Annotated in this window: 15 protein-coding genes and 1 pseudogene; 6 read left to right on the top strand and 10 right to left on the bottom strand. The window is 61.6% G+C overall.

The window, feature by feature from the left end; genetic code table 11:
- The first annotated feature begins 11 nt into the window (after positions 1 to 11).
- From ACR9ZQ_RS39560 to ACR9ZQ_RS39585, 6 genes are all read left to right on the top strand, one after another.
- On the top strand, positions 12 to 1,559 hold the full coding sequence (locus ACR9ZQ_RS39560; protein WP_439018746.1) for an ABC transporter substrate-binding protein: 1,548 nt from the start codon (positions 12 to 14) through the stop codon (positions 1,557 to 1,559).
- Positions 1,560 to 1,625: 66 nt separating this feature from the next.
- Positions 1,626 to 2,573, top strand: a complete 948-nt coding sequence (locus ACR9ZQ_RS39565) for an ABC transporter permease (RefSeq protein WP_439018745.1) — start codon at positions 1,626 to 1,628, stop codon at positions 2,571 to 2,573.
- Complete coding sequence (locus tag ACR9ZQ_RS39570) at positions 2,566 to 3,390, top strand: ABC transporter permease (protein ID WP_310380396.1); 825 nt, start codon at positions 2,566 to 2,568, stop codon at positions 3,388 to 3,390. Before ACR9ZQ_RS39565 ends, ACR9ZQ_RS39570 begins: the two co-directional genes overlap by 8 nt.
- Before the next feature lie 10 nt (positions 3,391 to 3,400).
- Entirely contained in the window at positions 3,401 to 5,044 is a 1,644-nt protein-coding gene (locus ACR9ZQ_RS39575) for a dipeptide ABC transporter ATP-binding protein (protein WP_310380398.1), read from the top strand.
- 22 nt (positions 5,045 to 5,066) lie between these two features.
- The gene (locus tag ACR9ZQ_RS39580; protein WP_481430651.1) at positions 5,067 to 6,287 is read left to right on the top strand and encodes a M20 family metallopeptidase; all 1,221 of its coding nucleotides are present in this window, start codon (positions 5,067 to 5,069) and stop codon (positions 6,285 to 6,287) included.
- Positions 6,288 to 6,289: 2 nt separating this feature from the next.
- Complete coding sequence (locus ACR9ZQ_RS39585; protein ID WP_481430652.1) at positions 6,290 to 7,417, top strand: M24 family metallopeptidase; 1,128 nt, start codon at positions 6,290 to 6,292, stop codon at positions 7,415 to 7,417.
- Positions 7,418 to 7,476: 59 nt separating this feature from the next.
- On the opposite strand, the pseudogene ACR9ZQ_RS39590 reads toward ACR9ZQ_RS39585, so the two are convergent.
- From ACR9ZQ_RS39590 to oiaX, 10 genes and pseudogenes are all read right to left on the bottom strand, one after another.
- Positions 7,477 to 8,405: pseudogene (locus ACR9ZQ_RS39590) on the bottom strand (nucleotidyltransferase domain-containing protein).
- 155 nt (positions 8,406 to 8,560) lie between these two features.
- Complete coding sequence (gene apnL, locus ACR9ZQ_RS39595) at positions 8,561 to 10,408, bottom strand: D-apionate lactonase (RefSeq protein ID WP_481430654.1); 1,848 nt, start codon at positions 10,406 to 10,408, stop codon at positions 8,561 to 8,563.
- Entirely contained in the window at positions 10,405 to 11,439 is a 1,035-nt protein-coding gene (locus tag ACR9ZQ_RS39600) for a Gfo/Idh/MocA family protein (protein ID WP_481430655.1), read from the bottom strand. The genes apnL and ACR9ZQ_RS39600 overlap by 4 nt, the downstream gene beginning before the upstream one ends.
- Position 11,440: 1 nt before the next feature.
- On the bottom strand, positions 11,441 to 12,505 hold the full coding sequence (locus ACR9ZQ_RS39605) for an ABC transporter permease (RefSeq protein WP_007820528.1): 1,065 nt from the start codon (positions 12,503 to 12,505) through the stop codon (positions 11,441 to 11,443).
- Positions 12,502 to 14,052: a sugar ABC transporter ATP-binding protein gene (locus ACR9ZQ_RS39610; RefSeq protein ID WP_481430657.1), complete on the bottom strand. Its 1,551-nt coding sequence runs from the start codon at positions 14,050 to 14,052 to the stop codon at positions 12,502 to 12,504. The genes ACR9ZQ_RS39605 and ACR9ZQ_RS39610 overlap by 4 nt, the downstream gene beginning before the upstream one ends.
- Positions 14,049 to 14,693: a DUF2291 family protein gene (locus tag ACR9ZQ_RS39615; RefSeq protein WP_481430658.1), complete on the bottom strand. Its 645-nt coding sequence runs from the start codon at positions 14,691 to 14,693 to the stop codon at positions 14,049 to 14,051. The genes ACR9ZQ_RS39610 and ACR9ZQ_RS39615 overlap by 4 nt, the downstream gene beginning before the upstream one ends.
- A 76-nt stretch (positions 14,694 to 14,769) precedes the next feature.
- Positions 14,770 to 15,711: a D-ribose ABC transporter substrate-binding protein gene (locus tag ACR9ZQ_RS39620; RefSeq protein WP_007820525.1), complete on the bottom strand. Its 942-nt coding sequence runs from the start codon at positions 15,709 to 15,711 to the stop codon at positions 14,770 to 14,772.
- A 138-nt stretch (positions 15,712 to 15,849) separates the two neighbouring features.
- On the bottom strand, positions 15,850 to 16,677 hold the full coding sequence (locus ACR9ZQ_RS39625; protein WP_481430659.1) for a phosphogluconate dehydrogenase C-terminal domain-containing protein: 828 nt from the start codon (positions 16,675 to 16,677) through the stop codon (positions 15,850 to 15,852).
- Positions 16,678 to 16,773: 96 nt separating this feature from the next.
- Positions 16,774 to 18,108, bottom strand: a complete 1,335-nt coding sequence (locus ACR9ZQ_RS39630) for a four-carbon acid sugar kinase family protein (RefSeq protein ID WP_481430660.1) — start codon at positions 18,106 to 18,108, stop codon at positions 16,774 to 16,776.
- 2 nt (positions 18,109 to 18,110) lie between these two features.
- On the bottom strand, positions 18,111 to 19,367 hold the full coding sequence (gene oiaX, locus ACR9ZQ_RS39635; RefSeq protein WP_481430661.1) for a 3-oxo-isoapionate-4-phosphate decarboxylase OiaX: 1,257 nt from the start codon (positions 19,365 to 19,367) through the stop codon (positions 18,111 to 18,113).
- Positions 19,368 to 19,439: the final 72 nt, after the last annotated feature.

The raw sequence follows: 19,439 nt of genomic DNA on the forward strand, positions 1-19,439 counted from the left end.
GGGAACTACATATGCTGGAAATGAAACGCCGCTTCTTCCTGGCCGGCACGGCAGCCGTGTTGGCCGCACCGTCGCTGAGCTTTGCTCAAGCAACGCCGGCCAAGGGCGGCACGCTGAAAATCTCCGTCGACCAGGCGGCAAGCGTCATCCATCCGCTTCTCACCCGCGTCAACCCGGAATATTTGGTGACTGAATTGCTCTACAGCAACCTGACGCGCCTCAAGGTCGACATGTCGGTGGAGCCGGACCTGGCCGAAAGCTGGACACCGAACGAGGGCCTAACCGAGTGGACATTCAAGCTGCGCACCGGTGTCACCTTCCATGACGGTTCCGCCTTCACGGCAAAGGATGTCGTCGCCACGTTCAAGGCGATCCTCGACCCGGCGACGGCTTCGCCCGGCCGCAACAATGTCGGCCCGATCGCCGATATCGTCGCCGTCGACGATGCGACCGTACTGTTCAAGCTTTCCGGTGCCTATGCCGACCTTCCGGTCTCGATGGCCTACACCAACGCTCGTATCATCCCGGCCCATTTTGCCACCGGCGACTTGAAGAGCCTGTCGACCAAGGCTGTCGGCACTGGTCCGTTCAAGCTTGTGTCCTACGAGCCGGACCGCCTGATCGTCGTCGAGCGCAACGAGAAGTACTACGACCCTGCGCGGCCCTATCTCGACCGCGTCGAAGTGCATGTTTTCCCGGACACTTCGGCTGAAAGCTCAGCGCTGCTTGCCGGCGATATCGACATCATCTCGACCATCCAGCCGCCGGAATTCATGCGCGTCGATGGCAATGACGGCATCACCACGCTGCGCACGCCGTCCGGCCAGTTCTGCAACATCAACTTCGGCTGCGACACGGCTCCGTTCAATGACGCGCGCATTCGCCGTGCGATCGCCCTGACGGTCGATCGCGAAGCCATGGTCGGTTTCGTCACCGAAGGTTTCGGCACGGTCGGCAACGACACGCCACTCAACCCGTCCTACCAGTTCTTCAAACAGGTCAAGCAGCGGGAGGTGAATATCGAGGAAGCCAAGAAGCTTCTCGCCGAAGCCGGCCATGCGAACGGTCTGGAACTGACACTGATTGCCTCCGACCGTCCGGCGGTGCGCACCCAGCTCGCGGTAGCGCTCCGCGAAATGGCCAAGGAAGCCGGCATCACCATCAACGTCCAGACCATGCCGCATGCGACCTATCTGGAGCAGGTGTGGAAGAAGGGCACATTCTACGTCGGCTTCTACAACATGCAGCCGACCCCGGATGGCATCTTCAAGCTGCTCTACACATCTGATGCGGCCTGGAATGAGACACGCTGGAACAACAAGGCGTTCGATGCGCTGGTCGCGGAAGCCCGTGGCACGACCGACGAGGCAAAGCGCACTGAGCTTTACACCAAGGCACAGGAAATCATGAACGAGGACGTTCCCTCGATCATCCCGTCCTTCTTTGACGTTCTGGCCGCCAAGCGCAGCTGGGTCGAAGGCTTCGAAGCGCATCCGCGCGCCTCGGTGTTCCGCCTCGACTACGCCTCGCTCTCCGACAAGGCGCCGAAGCGCGGCTGATGTCGTGATCCCTTCGGGCGCGGCGAGAGCCGCGTCCGATACCTCTTTCTGCCAAGGAACATGACCTTGTCACCGAATTACATAGCCAAGCGGCTGGTGATGATCGTCTACACGCTGTTCGTCGTGTCGTTGATCGTCTTTGCCATAACCCAGATCCTGCCGGCCGACGCCGCCGTCATGATGCTGGGTGAGAACGCCACGCAGGATGCTCTCGACGCGCTGCGCCAGACAATGGGGCTCGATGCGCCTATCTGGCAACAATACGCAACCTGGCTTGGCCATGTCCTGCAGGGTGATCTCGGCACATCGCTGCGCACCGGTCAGCCGGTCGGCCCGGTGATGTTCGAGGCACTCGGACGCTCGCTGCTTCTTGCCTTCCTGTCGATCGGCCTGATGCTGGTGCTGGCCATTCCGCTCGGCATCATCGCTGCAATCCGCCGCGGCAAGATTGCCGATATGGTCGTCAGCCTGATCTCCTATGCCGGTGTCGCACTGCCGGAATTCGTCACCGCTACGATTGCCGTGCTTGTCTTTGCCGACTGGATGAAGTGGCTGCCGGCGACCGGTTACGTGCCGCTGACGGAAAATTTCGTCGATGGCATTGCCCATCTCGTCTTGCCCGTCTGCGTCATTTCTATCATCCTGATCGCCCATGTCTCGCGCATGGTGCGCTCCGAACTCATCGACGTGCTGCATACCGACTACATCCGTGCGGCGCGGCTGAAGGGCATTTCCCGCGGCCAGGTGCTGCGCCGCCATGCGCTGCGCAACGCGCTTCTGCCGACCATCACCATCGTCGCGCTGGACGTCGGTTATCTGCTTGGCGGCGTCATCGTCGTGGAAGAGATCTTCGCCATTCCCGGTATCGGCCGCCAGCTGATCGTCGCCATCCAGGCGCGCGACCTGCCTGCCATCCAAGCCGGCGTGCTGATCATGGCTGCCACCTATTCGCTCGTCAATTTCATTGCCGACATCCTCTATGCCTGGCTCGACAAGAGAATCCAGTATGACTGAGTTTATCAAACGTCTCCTGAAGACTCCTCAGGGCGCCATCGGCTTCGGCCTCGTGGTGCTGGTCCTGTTCATCGTCGTCTTCGGCCCGCTGGTCGCGCCCTACGACCCGGAAAAGCTGTCGCCGCTTGCCCGCTATAAAGGACCAAGCCTGACCTACTGGCTGGGTACCGACCAGTATGGCCGCGATATCTGCAGCCGCCTGCTGATCGGCGCCCGCGCCACCGTCGTGATGGCGGTGCTGGCGACCATTGCCGGCACGTTGATCGGCGCGCTGATCGGCACCGCATCCGCCTTTCTCGGCGGCCGCGCCGACGAGCTGATCATGCGCACGATCGATGCCGTGATGTCGATCCCGAGCCTGCTCTTTGCTCTGCTGATCGTGAACCTTCTTGGTTCCAGCACGGTCAACGCGCTGGTCGCCGTCGCCATCGCCTTTGCTCCGGGCATGGCGCGGATCACGAGAAGCGTGGCGCTGTCGGTTCGCAAGCAGGACTATGTCAATGCAGCAATCGCCCGTGGCGAGAGCTCCGGATATATCATCCGCCGCGAAATGCTGCCGAACGTGATTGCGCCGATCATCGTGGAGATGACCATTCGCATGTCGTTTGCGGTGATGCTGTTTGCGACCCTGAGCTTTCTCGGTCTCGGCGCCCAACCGCCGGCTGCCGAATGGGGCCTGATGGTGTCGGAAGCGCGCCGCTATATGCATCTTTCCGCCGGCATCTTGATCTGGCCGAGCGTAGCGATCGCCATCGTTGCCGTAGGCTTCAACCTTCTGGGCGACGGTCTCCGCGATGCCCTCAATCCGCGGACGTGAGGTGATGACCATGACCAAGACAGAAAACCGCTCGGTCGTTTCTCCGGTTCTCACCATCGAAAACTACTCGCTGGATTACGAGACCGCGAACGGCCCGTATCACGCGCTGAAAAACATCGGTATCGCCATCAACCGTGGCGAGATCCTCGGCCTTGTCGGCGAATCCGGCTCCGGCAAGACTTCGCTTGCCTGGTCGATCATGCGTTATCTGCCGAAGAATGCCCGCGAGCCGGGCGGCAAGATCCTACTTGATGGCGAGAACCTTCTGGAGAAGTCAGAGCGCGAGATGGAAACTTTTCGCGGGCGGCGCATCAGCATGGTGTTCCAGGATCCGAGCACGTCGCTTAACCCGACTTTGTCGCTCGGCACCCAGCTTGCCGAAGTACTGGTCCGCCATCGTGGCCTGACCCGGCAGCAGGCGTGGAAGGAAGGCGAGGCACGGCTTGCTCACGTGGGCCTCAAAACCCCAGCGCGGATGATGAACCGCATGCCTCATGAGGCGTCGGGCGGCGAGAAACAGCGCGTCGTCATTGCGTCGGCTTTTGCCTGCAACCCGGAATGCATCATCTTTGACGAGCCGACCACGGCACTCGACGTGATCACCTCGCGCCAGATCCTCGACCTGTTCGTCGAACTTCAGGCCGAGACCGGGGTTGCCTCGCTCTATATCTCGCATGATCTTGCTCTGGTGGCACGCACCGCAGGCCGCGTTGCCGTCATCAATCGCGGCGATATCATCGAGCAGGGCAACGTCCGCGAGATATTCACCAACCCGCAGCAGGATTACACCCGCGCACTGATCGCGGCCGTTCCCGATCCGGCCCACCGGCTGGTCAAGGATGATGGCGTTGCAACAGACAAGCCACTGGTGAAGGTCGAGAATGTCAGCGTCCATTTCGGCCGCAAGCCGCTCCTCGCCGCCCTGACCGGCAAAAAGACCGAGCGCGTTACCGGCAACAACGCCATCAGCCTCAGCGTCAATCCGGGCGAGATCCTCGGCATCGTCGGCGAGTCGGGCTCGGGCAAGTCCACGCTCGCCAAGGCGATGACCGGCCTCAACCGCTTCGAGGGCAAGATCTGGTTCGACGGGCGCGAGATCAGGAACCTCGGCGATATGGACAATGCCTATCGCAAGGATGTGCAGATCATCTTCCAGCATCCAGATGCCTCGCTCAATCCGCGCCAGAAGATTTCGGAAATCCTGTCTCGGCCGCTGAAACTGTTCGGCCATGCCTCCGATCTCGACAAGCAGATCGGCGACATGCTGGAACAGGTTCGCCTGCCGCGCACGCATGCAAGCCGCTATCCACACCAGCTTTCGGGCGGCGAAAAGCAGCGTGTGGCGATCGCCCGAGCGTTCGCGTCCAAGCCGAAGCTGGTGATCTGCGACGAGATCACCTCGGCGCTCGACGTCTCGGTGCAGGCCTCTGTCGTGGAACTGCTGCTGGAACTGCAGAAGGCGAGCGGCACCGCCTACCTGTTCATCACCCACGACCTCAACCTGATCCGCCAGATCGCCAACCGGATCGCCGTCATGTATCGCGGCGACCTGATTGAGGTGGTGAAGGCCACAGAGATCGATAGTCCTGATCGGGCGGACTATACCCGTCGCCTGATCGAGGCGGTGCCGCGCGCTGCCGCTCAATACCAATGATACCGCATCAAGGAGCATGACAATGGACCCGAAGTCCCTGTTGGACCGGATCGACGAAAAGGCCTGCCTCGATTTCCTGTCGAAAATGGTCCAGCACAAGAGCCATTCGGAAACTGAGGGCGAGAAGGATCTCGCCCGCTGGATGGCCACGGCGCTTGAAAAAATCGGCGTCGAAGCCGAACTCCAGGCCTTCGACGAAGGCCGCCGCTTCAACACGATCGGCCGCCTGAAGGGCACTGGCGGCGGAAAGAGCCTACTGTTCAACGGCCATCTCGACACCAATCCGGTTACCGAAGGTTGGACGGTCGATCCCTATGCCGGTCTTGTCGACGACAAGTTCATCTACGGCATTGGCGTCTCGAACATGAAGGCGGGTGACGCCGCCTATTTCTGCGCCGTGAAAACGCTACTCGAGGCCGGCGTCAAGCTGAAGGGCGATGTTGTCCTGACTTTCGTGGTCGGCGAATTGCAGGGCGGCATCGGAACGCTTGCGGCGATCCGCAGCGGCGTGAAGGCTGACTACTTCATCAACAGCGAGCCGAGCGACCTGGTTGCCGTAACCATGCACGCCGCGGCGCTGAGCTACGTCATCGAGCTCACCGGCGATACCCGCCACCTTTCCAAACGCGAAGAGTCCGTTGACGCGATCGCGGCTGCCTGCGACATCATTCCGCGTATCAATGCGATGACCTTCAGCGGCGCCAGGAGCGACGTGCACAGGTCGATCAATCGCGGTCATGTCGGTGTCGTCCATGGCGCTCTTGGACGCAACCTTGAGGAATGGCGCCCGCCGCAGGTCGCCGATTTTGTCCGCCTCAAGGGCTCGTGCCGCTACGCGCCTGGCCAGACACAGGAAGGTGTGCTGGCCGATCTCGAACGCGAACTGAAGGCGCTCGAAGGCCGCTTCCCCGGCCTCAAGGCCAAGCTGGTTCCCGAGATGATAGAGGGCCGCCCGTTGATGCCGCCCTTCGAGGTCTCGCCGGAATCGCGCATCGTCAAGTCGATCAACGCCGCCTATGAAGCCGTGCGCAGCGAAAAGCAGCCGACCGGTGCCATCACGCCGACGCGCTTCTACGGAACCGATGCTGGCCATCTCTACAAGGAGCTCGGCATGGAAGGCATCGTCTGTGGCCCCGGCGGCCGTTACAACACCATGCCCGACGAACGTGTCGACATCGTCGACTATCTCGACATGGTCCGCGTCTACATGCTGACCATCCTCGATATCTGCGAGGTTGCCTGACCATGTTCTCCCGGGCGGAATTTGATCGCCGTATCGCACGCGCCCGGGACGCCATGGCATCCGCCGACGTCGATCTGCTGCTCGTCGATAGCGGCGAGCTGCTGGCTTGGCTGACCGGTTACACCGTCTCCGAAACTATGTACCGTGCCGCCTTTTTGCCGCGCGAGGGTGACGCCTGGTTTACGTTGCGGGCGCTGGACGAGGCGCCATGTCGTGAAAAGAGCTGGATCACCGACGTCATCGGTTTCGCCGACACGGAAGACGCGCAGACGGCAGTCGCGGAAAGCATCCGCCAGCACGGCTTCGGCAAGGCGCGGATCGGTCTCGACACCAATTCATACTGTATAAGTGCGGCAACTTTCATGCGTCTCACCCAGCTTCTGCCAGAGGCGACTATCGTGCCGATGCCGGGCCTGAGCGATAGCTTGCGCTGGGTGAAGTCGGCTGAAGAAATCGCGGTCTTGCAGCAAGCATCGGTGATTGCCGACAAGGCCATGCTGGAGATCGCCCGGCAGGTGAAGCCTGGCATAACCACGCGCGACGCAGCAGCTATCGCCTCCGGCGTCTTCCTGCGCGACGGCGCGGATACCGGCGAGGTCGGCCCGGTGGTGAAGGCCTCCGGCAGCCATGAGTTCCTGCATGGCGTGTTCAAGACCGAGGCGATCGAAGAGGGCGATGTCCTACATGCCGAGCTGACCCCCCGCGTCGGAAATTATGGCGCGCGCATGATGCGGCCGATCATGGTTGGCGCACCGCCGGCAGAGCTTACGGCCGCGGCCGAAAAGCTGGTCGATTTGCAGGATCGTCAGATCGCCGCGATGAAGTCGGGTGCGATCGCAAGCGACGTCGACGCGATCATGCGCCAGGGCGCGCTCGGTGCGGGCTTGCGCCCGACCTACCAAAACGTCACGGCCTATACGCTTGGCCTTTATACCCGCACGCCGCGCACGAGCGATTTCTCCCGCGTCTTCCTGCCGACATCCAACTGGTTGCTGAGGGAGGGCATGGTGTTCCATCTCTATGCGACGGCGCAAGGTCTCGGCTTTAGCGAAACAGTTGCCGTTGGAAAGGACGGTGGTATCCGTCTCACGCAAAGCCCGAGAAGAATTCTGTCGGTTATGAGTTCTTGATCAGAGCAGGCCGGCGGTAGTGAGGGGCGGCGGCTTCGTTTCCCTTCAAGGCGAACAGACTACGAAAGACGTTCCCGGCAGATGATCGCGACCAGTCTTTGCAGGACCTTCACCCTTTCGACCAGCCATGCGAGGTCCTCTATAGTGATCTCATAGTTCGGCGAGTACCGGGCCTCGACGTCGGCGCGTGACGGGAGCTCGAAGCGCCGCCGTGCGATCCGGTTGTCGCGCGGCCAAGCTTCGATAATCCGCTTGTCGAGGTCCTCGGCTTTGAAGCGCAGAACCTTGATGCGGTGCGATTTCGGACTGTAGAGCGTCAGGGCCAGCAGCAGGCAGTGATACAGTGCTTCCGTAGCCTGATGAAGCAAGAAAGCGCGTTGCTTAGGGTACTCCTGTCCCAATGCGTCTTCTGCCTTCAGGAAACCTCTCGCGTTTTGGCTCCATTCATCGAAATACCGCTGCGTTTCAACGTTCGCCTCTTCCTTCGTCGGGGCCTTCGGCTGGACGAAGGGATGACCTTCCTCTTCGTAGAGGACCTTGCCGTCTGTGGCGATATCGACAAAGAACGGCCGGCCGCGCGACAGTTGGTCGTTGACGTCATGCAGGCTATGGACGATCGGAATGACCGGCGTCTCGATCCGGTGGGCATCTGTTCCTGCAGGAACCGTTCATCAAGCGAAAGCCAAAGCTCCTGTTCCTGCGCAAAGCTCTCTGAATTGACGACGATGAGAATATCGTAATCCGAGCGATAGCCACTCAGCCGGTCTTCCACCCAGTCGCCGCGGGCGTAGGAGCCGTAGAGGATGACCTTGAGGATCTTGCCATTGGCTTTCTTTGCAGACTGCTTGGTTGACCGAAACTGCTCGATCTCGAAGAAGATGATCTCCAGGACGCGGGCAAGTTCGCGCCGCTTGCTGGCCGGCAGATGATCAAGGGTGTCGGTCAGTGTCAAAGCCACATCAAAGCCTTCGGTGGGAATCGTATCCATCGTAACGGCTCGCCCGATATTTCGCATATAAACGTTTTACGAGAATAGAAACATAAAAGCAACCACAGAATGTGCGTGGCCTGGATTTTTAAACAGTGCATCCTCCACGGCACAGACACTGATGCCCACCGGTCTGCGCGATGTGCCCGAAAGCCCTAAACGGCGAGTTTGATCGACGCCGTACCAAAAGGCGCAAGTGCCATGCTCTTGCCTTGCGAGTCCGAGCCAAAGGCACTGATATCGATGCTTTGCTCTTGGGCCATCAGATTGACGATATGCAGCGTCGACCCCGACAGGAAGGCCAGAACCTTCGACGGATGCGAAGACGTGCAGCCAATCCAGGCTGACCCGGCAAGGCTGGACAGCAGCTTCACGATGGTAAAAAGCGGCCTGTTGCCGCCTTCTTCCGTTGGTTCTGCCTTACCGGCAACCAGGCCGAAGGGGCCGGTCAGCGCTGCGAGCGTCAGGCATTCGAGATCGGCATCCAGCACGCGGATGGCGTAGCCGAGCGCAAACGCTTCCGCGAAGCGGCCATTGTGGCGTGGATCGCGGTTTGCCATCGGAATGCGGCCGCCGGCGGGATTGTCCATGGTGCGGCTGCCATAGGGGTTCTGCCGCATGGGAATGGTCGATGGACCGATCCGGTAGGGCTTGTCGCCATAGATGGCGCGTACCGAGCCCGTGATGAAGGGCAGCGCTTCCAGCGTCTGCATGACGCTCAGATCATCGGCGGCATGGACGATCGGGTTGGTGCAGTGGCTGATAAAACCGAGGCGATCGGCCGGCACGCGCTTGCGGTTGAGCTCGGTGAAGTAGCTCAGCATGCCGCCGCCGATTCGAATGCCGGCAAAGGCCTCGTGCGCTGCGGCATAGACCTCTTCAAGCGGCGGGCATTCGGGCCACTTGCTGCCCGGAGGCGTCGACTGCCGGTCGACGGAAGGGGAGATCATGATGGCATCGGGGCGGAAACCCGCAGCCTGCATCTGTTTGGCAATTTCGGCAGTTTCGGATGCTGGCGACTGCTTGCAGGGCAGGGCGATCTCCAGCGTCGACTGTCCGCGGTGAAGCGCGGCAATCGCGGCAAAATCCTGCAATGCATCAGCGCCATGCCCGGCGTTAGGATCGAAGTGGAAAAGCAATTCCTGCGGGGCAATCCCCGAAAGCAGATCACGGGCCGCAAGCACGGCCTTGGCTTCATCAGGCGCGACGATCAGGCCAATGGCCGGCATGGTGCCGCTGTGCTCACCCGGTTCGAGCCGGATCGCGCCAGCAGCGGAGCCGGCGGCGGTCGTTTGTCCGCTCCTGGTGTCGCGGATGGAAAGGACGATCCTCTGCCGCACCGGTTCGTTGGCGGCGATCTGGTAGGGCCAGGGAAGCGCCAGCGGGCGCACATAGGTCTTGTAGGAGGCATCCGACCAGTTGCGCTGATCTTCCATCTCGAATGTATCGCCTTCCATACGGCATTCGGCTGAAACGCCCGGCAGCACATGATGGGTGATCGCCCGCATATCCTTGAAGGGCTGCCAGGGGTCGATCCGGTCGGGAAAGCGCGTCTCGTTCACGCGACCATCCACATGCTCGACCTTGGCTGGGTTTCCGGCAATGCCGACGATCGGGTGCAGGATGCAGAAACCGCAGCGATTGGTCTCGAAACCGGTCGGCGAGAGCGCGCTGGCTTCGAAGGTCAGTTCATGCTCCGTTGCCGCAACATGCACCGAAATGGCAAGCCTGCTATCCTCGGGTCCGCTGCAATGGGCGACATAGCGGACGGAAAAGGCACCGTTGCCCTGCTCGACCCAGAGATCTTCGATCCGGGGGCTATAGGTTCCCCAGTCGCGGTCGCGCACCAGATAGGAGACGGCGCGCAGCACCTCGATACCGTCATAGCGGATCGTGCGCAGATTGCCGTTGGCAAGATCGGCCGAGAGGCGCCCGGCGATCAGGCGGGCCGGATGCTCTTCGGCCTCATGCGTGCCGTAGAGGGCGAAGGCGTCCGTGGTCATTTCAGCATCGCCTCCACGTCGATCGTCTTTCCCGATGCGGCACTGTCATAGGCCGCTTCGACAAGGGCAAAGGTCTTGAGATTGTCGGCGCCCGACGTTGCCGGCTCGCCGCCATTTTTCAGCCGGTCGACCCAGTGCTTCTGGATTGCATAGACGCTCTCCTGAATATTGTGCCAGGGCCGGGAGGCCCAGGAGAGAAGCTGCGGCGAAGCGTCGGAAACGACGGTACCTGCCGCATTGGTCACTTCGAGCCGATAGCCGGCCGAAAGGCGGATCGTGCCATCGGTGCCGTCGAGCTCGATCAGCGTTTCCGGGAACGGCTCGGTGCCAAGCTTCGTCGCGTAGCTGACGTCGACGATGGAGGTGGCGCCGCTTTCGTGGTCGAGCAGGATCGTCGCGACATCCTCGCCCTTGATCTTTGGGTTGACGCGTTTCGTGCGCGCCGTCAGCGCTTTCACGTCGCCGAGGATGAAGCGGGCAATATCCAGTGTGTGGATGCCGAGATCCTCGATGATGAAGCGTTCGCCTTCGGCGAGATAGGGCTGGCCGGAAAATACGTCATAGCCGGAGCGGAAGGAGAAACGGCCCCAGAAGGGTATGCCGATCGCCTTGCTGTCCAAGAGCCGGCGCGCGGCCTGGATCGGCGTCTGCCAGCGGAAATTCTCGTGCACCATCAGCGGAATGCCGGCCTTCCGGCAGGCTTCGACCATCGCCTTGGCATCGGCAAGCGTCTTGGCGAAGGGTTTTTGGCAGATGGCCGGGATCGTGTGGCTGGCTGCCATTTCCACCAGCGCCCGGTGGCTCTGGACCGTGGTGGCGATATCGACGAAATCGAAGCCGCCATCGGCAAACATGGCCGCCGCATCCGTATAGCGCCTGTTAATGCCGAACTGGTCGCCGACGATCTTCAGCCGCTCAGGATCGCGGTCGCAGATTGCCACGATCGCGGCACCGTCAACATCCTTCCATGCATGCATCTGATTGATCGCAAAGAAGCCGCAGCCGATCAAAGCACCTTTCACGTCAGCCATTTCAACCTGCCTTTGCCATCTGCATGAGGGTCACGCGCTGCTGCAGCCGACGCTGCGCCTGGTCGACGACGACTGCGATGATGATCACCAGACCCTTGATGACCATCTGCCAGAAGGAGGAAACCCCCATCATCACCAGTCCGTCGGAGAGAATGCCGATGACGAAGGCACCGATGATCGTTCCCCCGATCGTGCCGCGCCCGCCAGACATCGAAGTGCCGCCGAGTACGGCTGCGGCAATCGCGTTGAGTTCGAAGCTTTCGCCCGTTGCCGGATGCGCGGCCATCAGCTCCGAGGAGATGACGATGCCGACGATCGCGGCGCAAAGCCCGGAGAACATGTAGACGAAGATCTTGACCAGATCCACGCGGATGCCCGACATGCGGGCGGCGCGCTCATTGCCGCCGACGGCAAAGATGTGGCGCCCGATCGGCGTCGAGCGCGCGACGTAAGCCGCTACCAGCGCCAGCACGATCAGGATCCAGATCGATACCGGCAGGCCAAGAACGCGGCCCGCACCGAAGAAATCGAAACCGGTCGTCGCATATTCCGGCCGCCCGACGAGGTTCGGAAAGGTCTGGCCGTCGGATGAAAGCAGCGCCAGGCCGCGGGCGACATAGAGCGTGCCGAGCGTGGCGATGAAGGGCGCGACATTGAGCTTGGTGATCAACAGGCCGTTGATCAGGCCGATGAAGAGACCGATTGCCAGCGTGATCAGCACGATCTCGACGAGATTGAAATAGACCGTATAGCCGATCGGCAGTTCGATGCCGTAGAGGATCAACCCGCCGGCGACCATGCCGCACAGGCCGACGATCGAACCGACCGAGAGATCGATACCGCCAGTGATGATGACGAAGGTCATGCCCATCGCCAGGAAGGCATTCAGCGCCACATGTTTCGACATGAGGATCATGTTCGCCGTCGAGGTGAAGTTCGGCGCGAAGATCGAGAAGAAGATGATGACGGCAAAGAGCGCGATGAAGGTTCGAAGCTTCATCAGCGTCAGGAGGAAGGAGCCGTTCGCGCCCTTCGGCGCGGAAGTGGATGCGGTAGCCGCCGTCATGACGCAAGTTTCCCTTGATGTTCGTGCCCCTTGGCGGAGGCCGCGATAATGGCCTCTTCCGTTGCTTGCGCGCGGTCGAAGACGGCGATGAGATGGCCGTTGCTGAGCACCGCGATGCGATCGGAAAGCGCCATGACCTCTTCGAGGTCGGATGTTGAAAACAGGATGGCGAGGCCATTGGCGGCAAGCCGGCGCATGGTGCGGAAAACATCCGCCTTGGCGCCGACATCGATGCCGCGGCTCGGCTCGTCCATCAGCAGAACCTTCGGATTGGTCATCAGCGCCTTACCGATGACAACCTTCTGTTGGTTGCCGCCGGACATCGAGGTCACCTCGAAGTCCGGGTTCGGCGCTTTGATCGAGAGATCGCGGATCGCCTCGACGATGGCGTTCTTCTCGGCCTTGGCATTGATATGGAAGAGGCGTGTGAAGCGGCCAAGGCTTGCAAGCGTCAGGTTCGATGCGATCGAGAGCACCTGCACCAGCCCTTCGCGCTGCCGGTCCTCGGGAATGAGCGCGAGGCCCCGGCGGATGCGCCGCGTCGTATCGCGCGCTCGTACCTCCTTGCCGTCGATGAAGATCTTGCCGGTCGAGTGCGCATGGCGGCCGATGACGCATTCGAAGAATTCGCTGCGCCCGGCGCCCATCAGCCCGTAAATCCCGAGGATCTCGCCTGCCCTGACCGACAGTGAGACATTATCGACTGCAAGCCCGCCGGTCGGCCGCGGCAGGCTGATATTTTCGGCGCGGAACATTTCCTTGCCGAGCGCATGATCGTCGGATTTCGCAAAATCCTTGGCATCCGAGCCGATCATCGAACGCACGATCCAGCGGGTGTCGATATCCCTGACCATGGCATGGCCGGTAATCTGCCCATCGCGCAGGACGGTGATGTAATCGCCGATCCGCATGAGCTCTTCGAGGCGATGCGAGATATAGACGATCGCGACCCCTTGCGCCTTCAACTCGCCGATCACCTTGAAGAGGATCTCGACTTCGGCTGCCGACAGCGCCGATGTCGGCTCGTCCATGATGAGGATGCGGGCATTCAGCGACATTGCCTTGGCGATCTCTACAAGCTGCTGCTGGCCGATCGGAAGGTCCTCGACCATGGTCTCGGCATCGATGCCGGCATCGAGACGCCCAAGGAATTCGTTGGCCTTGCGGACCTGTTCCTTGTGGTCGATGCCGAGCACGCCGCGGGTCAGTTCGCGCGTCGCAAAGATGTTTTCGGCAACCGACATGTTGGCGAAAAGATTGAGCTCCTGGAAGATCATGCCGATGCCATGCGCCTGCGCATCGGCGGGGCTGGCGAAGGAAACGGTTTCACCGTCCAGAATGATGTTCCCGAGCGTCGGCCGTTCGACGCCGGCGATGATCTTCATCAGCGTCGACTTGCCGGCACCGTTTTCGCCGACCAGCACGTTGACGGCGCCGCGGCGCAATTCGAGATTGGCACGCTTGACGGCGACGATGCCGGAATAGACCTTCGACACGTCGTCGAGGCGCAGGATGATCTCGTCCTTTGGAGCCTCGGCGATCGTCATGGTGCCACCGTCAGCGCCGAAGGGGTCACGAGCGGCAGATCGCTGCCCGAAGGCAGCGGAAAAGCGCCGGTCACGGTCACCGTCTTGCCGACCAGGCTGTCGCGCGGGATCGCCGACAGGAAGGCGCTATTGGCCTGCTCATTGAAGGACTTGCCGAACTGTGCCCATTCGATCTGGTTCTTGAACTCGTTGAAATTGACGAAATCCAGCGTGTCGCGCAGCGCCGTGCCGCGGATGGCAGGCCCGATCTGGACTTTTGCGTCGGCTTTGCCGTCGCCGTCGGCATCGACATCGAGCGTTGCTGCCCGCGAGGCGGTATCGGCGGCGACGACCTTGCCGCTGAACTTGACGGCATAGGTCCAGGGCGAGCTCGCCTGTTTGTGCGGATTGCCGTATTTCTCGCCGGCCTGGTCGGGGCTCGAAGCGGCAAGTGCTACGACATCCTTCAGCGCGCCGGCGCGCTTTTCATAATAGGGCACGACTTGCGGCTGCCAAATGGCATCGACCTTGGCATTCGGATCGAAAGCGCTCTTGGCCGCCGCTGCGGCTTTTTCTTCCGCAGTCGGTGTCTTGATGATCTTGCAGCCGGGCAAAGCCGCCGCGACGAGCGCGGCGATCAGGGCGCCCCTGATCCTCAACATGCGATAAACCTCGAAATGAAAGAGAATAGGCTGCAGGGAGCGCGGTCTCCCGCGCTCCCTGCAGCAGTCGTCCGCTTTACTTTGCGATGGCAAAGGTCTCGAGCTTGCCCGCATTGTCGGCATTGATGAGGACGCAGTCCATGAGCTGCTTTTCCTCCTTCGGTGCCGTCTTGTTCTTGATATAGGCATCAGCCTGTTCGACAGCCATCTGGGCCTGTGCATAGGCCGGCTGCAGCACGGTTGCCTTGATGCCGCCTGATTTGATGGAGTCGCGCACATCGTTGGAGCCGTCGAAACCGACGACGATCACGTCCTTGCGGCCGGCAGCCTGAAGAGCGGCGATTGCGCCCATGGCCATCGTATCATTGCCGGAGATGACGCCCTTGATATCGGGGTTCGCCTGCAGGATGGTTTCCATCTTGGCGTAGGCTTCCGTCTGGCTCCAGTTGGCCGACTGCTTGGCGACAGATTTCAGATCAGGATAGTCGTCGATGACGTCATGATAGCCCTGCGAGCGGATGCCGGCATTGGTGTCCGACTCCTTGCCGACGAGCTCGACATAATTGCCCTTCTCACCCATCAGCTTGACGAATTCCTGCGCGCCGAGCTGGGCGCCCTGATAGTTGTTGGAAACGATTTGGGCGACGGCAACGCCGGTCGCATTGATTTCGCGGTCGATGAGGAAGGAGGGGATGCCGGCATCCTTGGCCTTCTTGACGGCGGCAACCGATGCATCGGCACCGGCATTGTCGAGGATGATCGCCTTGGCGCCGCGGCCGATGGCGGTATCGATCATTTCCGACTGCTTGTTGGCGTCGTCGTCATGCGTCATGACGAGCGCCTCATAGCCAAGCTCCTTGGCCTTGGCTTCGGCGCCGACCGCTTCCGCCTTGAAGAAGGGGTTGTCGTGGGCCGGCGTGATGATGGCGATCAGGTCCGCCGAAAAGGCCGGCATCGCAACACCGAGCGACAGGGCGCCGGCGAAGGCTGCAAGGGTCAGTCTACGTGTAAGTTTCATGGTTTCTCCTCCCAGGTTTGACGCATGGCCGAACCAACCCCGGTTCGGTTCAATCCATGCGAGATCGAAAACCGGCCCGTCTTCAAAGTCCCCCCGGGCCGGCACAGGCGGCAAGGCTCGAGCCCTGCCGCGGCAGTATCAGGTGATGCGCCGGATGCTGTCGGCGATCTCCTGAGGTTCGAAGACCTTCTTCCAGTCGTCGCGCATGAGGGCCGGAATGCCGAACTCGATCGCCTTGTTGCAGGCATCCGAGAACACACCGTCGACTTCCTTGAAGATGACGGCGCCGAGCACGTTCATGTGGCCGAGCAGGAAGTCGCGGGCGGCTTCCGCTGGAACACCGCGGGCGACGCATTCGTCCATCGCCTGGCGCATGATCACGAGCAGCGAGGCGCAGACGGTTTCCGAAAGGCCGGGCTCCAGCATTGCCATCTGGTCGACCGTGACGCGGTGCGAGCGCATGACCGGCGCCCAGATAACCTTTGCGATCTCTTCGCCGAGGCCGTAAGCGCTTTCCGGACCCTGCATCAGGGAGGAGACGATGTGCTGCTTGGCAAAGAGGCCACCAAAATGGTCCTTCTTGGCCTGCATCTCCGTCTCGTCGTTGAAGATCGGCGGATGGCAGGGGTGGGTCACGAAATAGGTTAGGTCCGCGCGCTCAGGCAGATGGCCGGCAAAGGGGGCGGCGGCGTCGAGGGCGACGACCATCGTGCCGGGCTTCAGCTTGTCGACGATACCAGCTGCAACCTTGCCGATCGCGGTATCCGGTACGGCGAGGATCACGACATCAGCGCCATCGAGCGCGGCATCGGCCGGCGTACAATCGATGCCGAGATCGTTCTTCAGCCGCGCCTTGCCGGCGTCGCTGACCTCGACATGACGAACATCAAAACGGGAACCTTTGAGATTTTTGGCCAGCCGGTATCCCATTTTTCCGCCGGCGCCAAAGAGGGCAATTGCAGTCATGTTTCCTCACCTTCATATGCGGGATTGGTATCGTAACTGGTATGATGAGTCAATCACCATTCCATTATCGTTCGCGGACGAAGCCACCCGATTGCATCATGCCTTCCTTCCGTCCCGGATCTGCGCGAAATAGCCGTCGGCGCCGACTTGCCCGCCCTTCAGCGCAATCTGCAGCCCGTCCGTCGACGCGTAGCCGCCATGGGCGGTGCAGAGCGGCGAACCGGGGGTCTGCGGCAGCGGCAAGAGGGTCGTCAGTGCATCGACGCGCAATTCCTTCAGCGCATGGCTCGACGTGTCGCCGCCGGCAATAACGGCGCGCGAAAGCCCTTCGGTTTGGACAAGGCGGCGCAGGATGGTTCCGAGCGCGCGACCCAGCCGATGACGGGCGCCGGGTAGCTGGTCGATATCGGCGCCGCGATCGGCCGAGGGTCCAAGGGCGGTGTGCAGGATGACGCTGCGGCCGGCTTTCAGCGCGGCAAGGCCTGCGGCGACCGCGACGTCCAGTGCCGCCTCGGCATTGGTGCCGACCAGTGCCAGAGGATCGAGTGGAATATCATGAAAGCCGTCGGCAATTGCCGTGCGAATCTGCCGTTCCGTCGTCGGCGAGACGCTGCCGGAGACGACGGCGAGCCGATCCACCTTACCCGGCGACTGAAACTCGACGCCCTGGCCGATCAGGCCCTTTTCGCGCCACGCATCGATGAGCGCATATTCGACGCCGGAGGAGCCGGCGACGAAACTGCCCTTGGCAGCCGCGATGCGCTGCAGCTGCCGGCCGGCGGAAGCCTGGCTCTCGGCGGAATCGACATCGAGAAGCAGGATGCCTGACGCCTCGGCGATCAGCTGGTCGGTCCTCGCGTCCGCATCGGGTGCTGACAGCAGCGTCAGGTCGGCGAGCGAAACGGCAAGGTCGGTCTGTTTGCCGAGATGAACGGCAAGATCCGCCTCCTGCATGGGCGTGACGGGATGACGGCTCATGACCGGGTGGCGGTCGATGCGGAAAACGCGCCCCTGATAGGCGGCAAAGAGATTGCCGAAGGCCGTATAGCGCTTGAGTTGCGGCGCACCGACGATGATGGGCACCAGCTCCTGCTCGAAGATCTCTTTGCCGATCTCGATCGCCTTGCCGATATTGCCGACCTCGGGCGCGGAATCGAATGTCGAACAGACCTTGTAGTGGCAGATATTCGCCTGCAAGCCTTTCAGCCATTGGAAGGCCGGGGCAAGATGTTCCTGCATCCAGGCCGGGCTCTCGCTGCGGCTCGTTCCGGCAATGCCGACAGCCCGGCAATCTCGGAAGCGGTCAATCAGTGCCTGCTCGGGAATGCCGAGGAAGAGCACGGTTGGAATGCCGTTGCTGGCGAGCGCTTCCATCACATCGGTGGAGCCGGTGAAATCGTCGCCGTAATAACTGACGAGCAGGTCGCGCATCCTCACGCCGCCTTGCCGTCGCTGAACTTGGCAATCGATGCAGCAAGTTCGGGATGATCTTTGGCGTAGTCGTCGAGCGGAATGTCGGCGACTGCTGCCTGCCAGGCCTGCTGCACGGCGCGTACGCCGGCTGCCGGTCCCTGCGGATGGCTGACGATGCCGCCGCCGCAGAGATAGAGAAGATCGGTGGTGCGGCCGGTGCGCTGATAGGTTTCGGGTGCCTGGCCGCCCCATTGGCCGGAGCCGGCGACGGGAAGCGGGCAGTCGGAGGGGGTAAAGAGCGGCGTGCTGATCGCCTTGAAGGAAGCAACGAAGCTTTCGTCCGGCTCCCAGTATTTCACACGGATGCCGTTGATCTGGAACTGGTCGACGCCGAGCATCCGCCAGAGCTGTTGATAGACCTTGAAGTCGAGGCCGATGCCGGGGTGGCGCGTCAGCACGTCCCAGCCGTTGCGATGCGCATGCAGCACAAGGCCGGAGCGTTTGCGCAGGAAGCTCATGCCGCCAAAGCCGATCGAATTGATGTTGACGACGGCGCAGTTGCCGCCAGCCGCAAGCACGAGATCGTGGTTGCGCATCATCTGGTCGGGATCGGCATGCGAGATGCCGAACGCATACATGACCTTCTTGCCGGTCTTCTGCTCGTGATCGAGAATGCGGGGCATGATCGTCGCCACGCGCTCTTTCAGCGGCGAATAGGCGGGGCTCATCAGCTTCTCGTCGTCCTTGATGAAGTCGACGCCGGATTCGATCAGTTCGCCGACAAGCTCCGCCGTCTCGTGCGGCCGCAGACCGAGTGCCGGCTTGACGATCGTGCCGATGATTGGCCGGCCCTCGACGCCGGTCAGGCGCCGGCTGCCGGGAATGCCGAATTGCGGGCCGGGATGGGCTTGTCTGAAGGCCTCCGGAAGCTTCATGTCGACGACGCGCAGGCCCGTCATGCCCTTGATGGAAAAGGTCCCGCCGATCGCGATCGTCATCAGGGCCGAAAGATCCGTGCCGATCGCATCGAGCGGGAATGCGATATCGACATCGGCGCGCTGCAGCCGCACGCCATCTGGCGCCTCCGGCCAGGAGGGATGGCCCGCATCTTCCAGCGAACGGATGGCAAGCACCCGGGCGGCGACCCGCGACTTCAATTCCTCTGTCTCGCCCGGAACCGGAACGAAGGTGCCGGTCGATTGATCAGAGGCGATCTTGTTCGCCATCGCTTCGACGCTGCCGGGCGTCTCGATGCGGTAGGTGAGGGTTATCATCATGAAATTGCCGGTTGCTCCTCTCGCCACGTCAAGAAGCCATGGCGTCAACTTGTAATCTGGTATAATGAGTAT

It is taken from the genome of Rhizobium sp. KNZ14-9A (assembly GCF_056755015.1).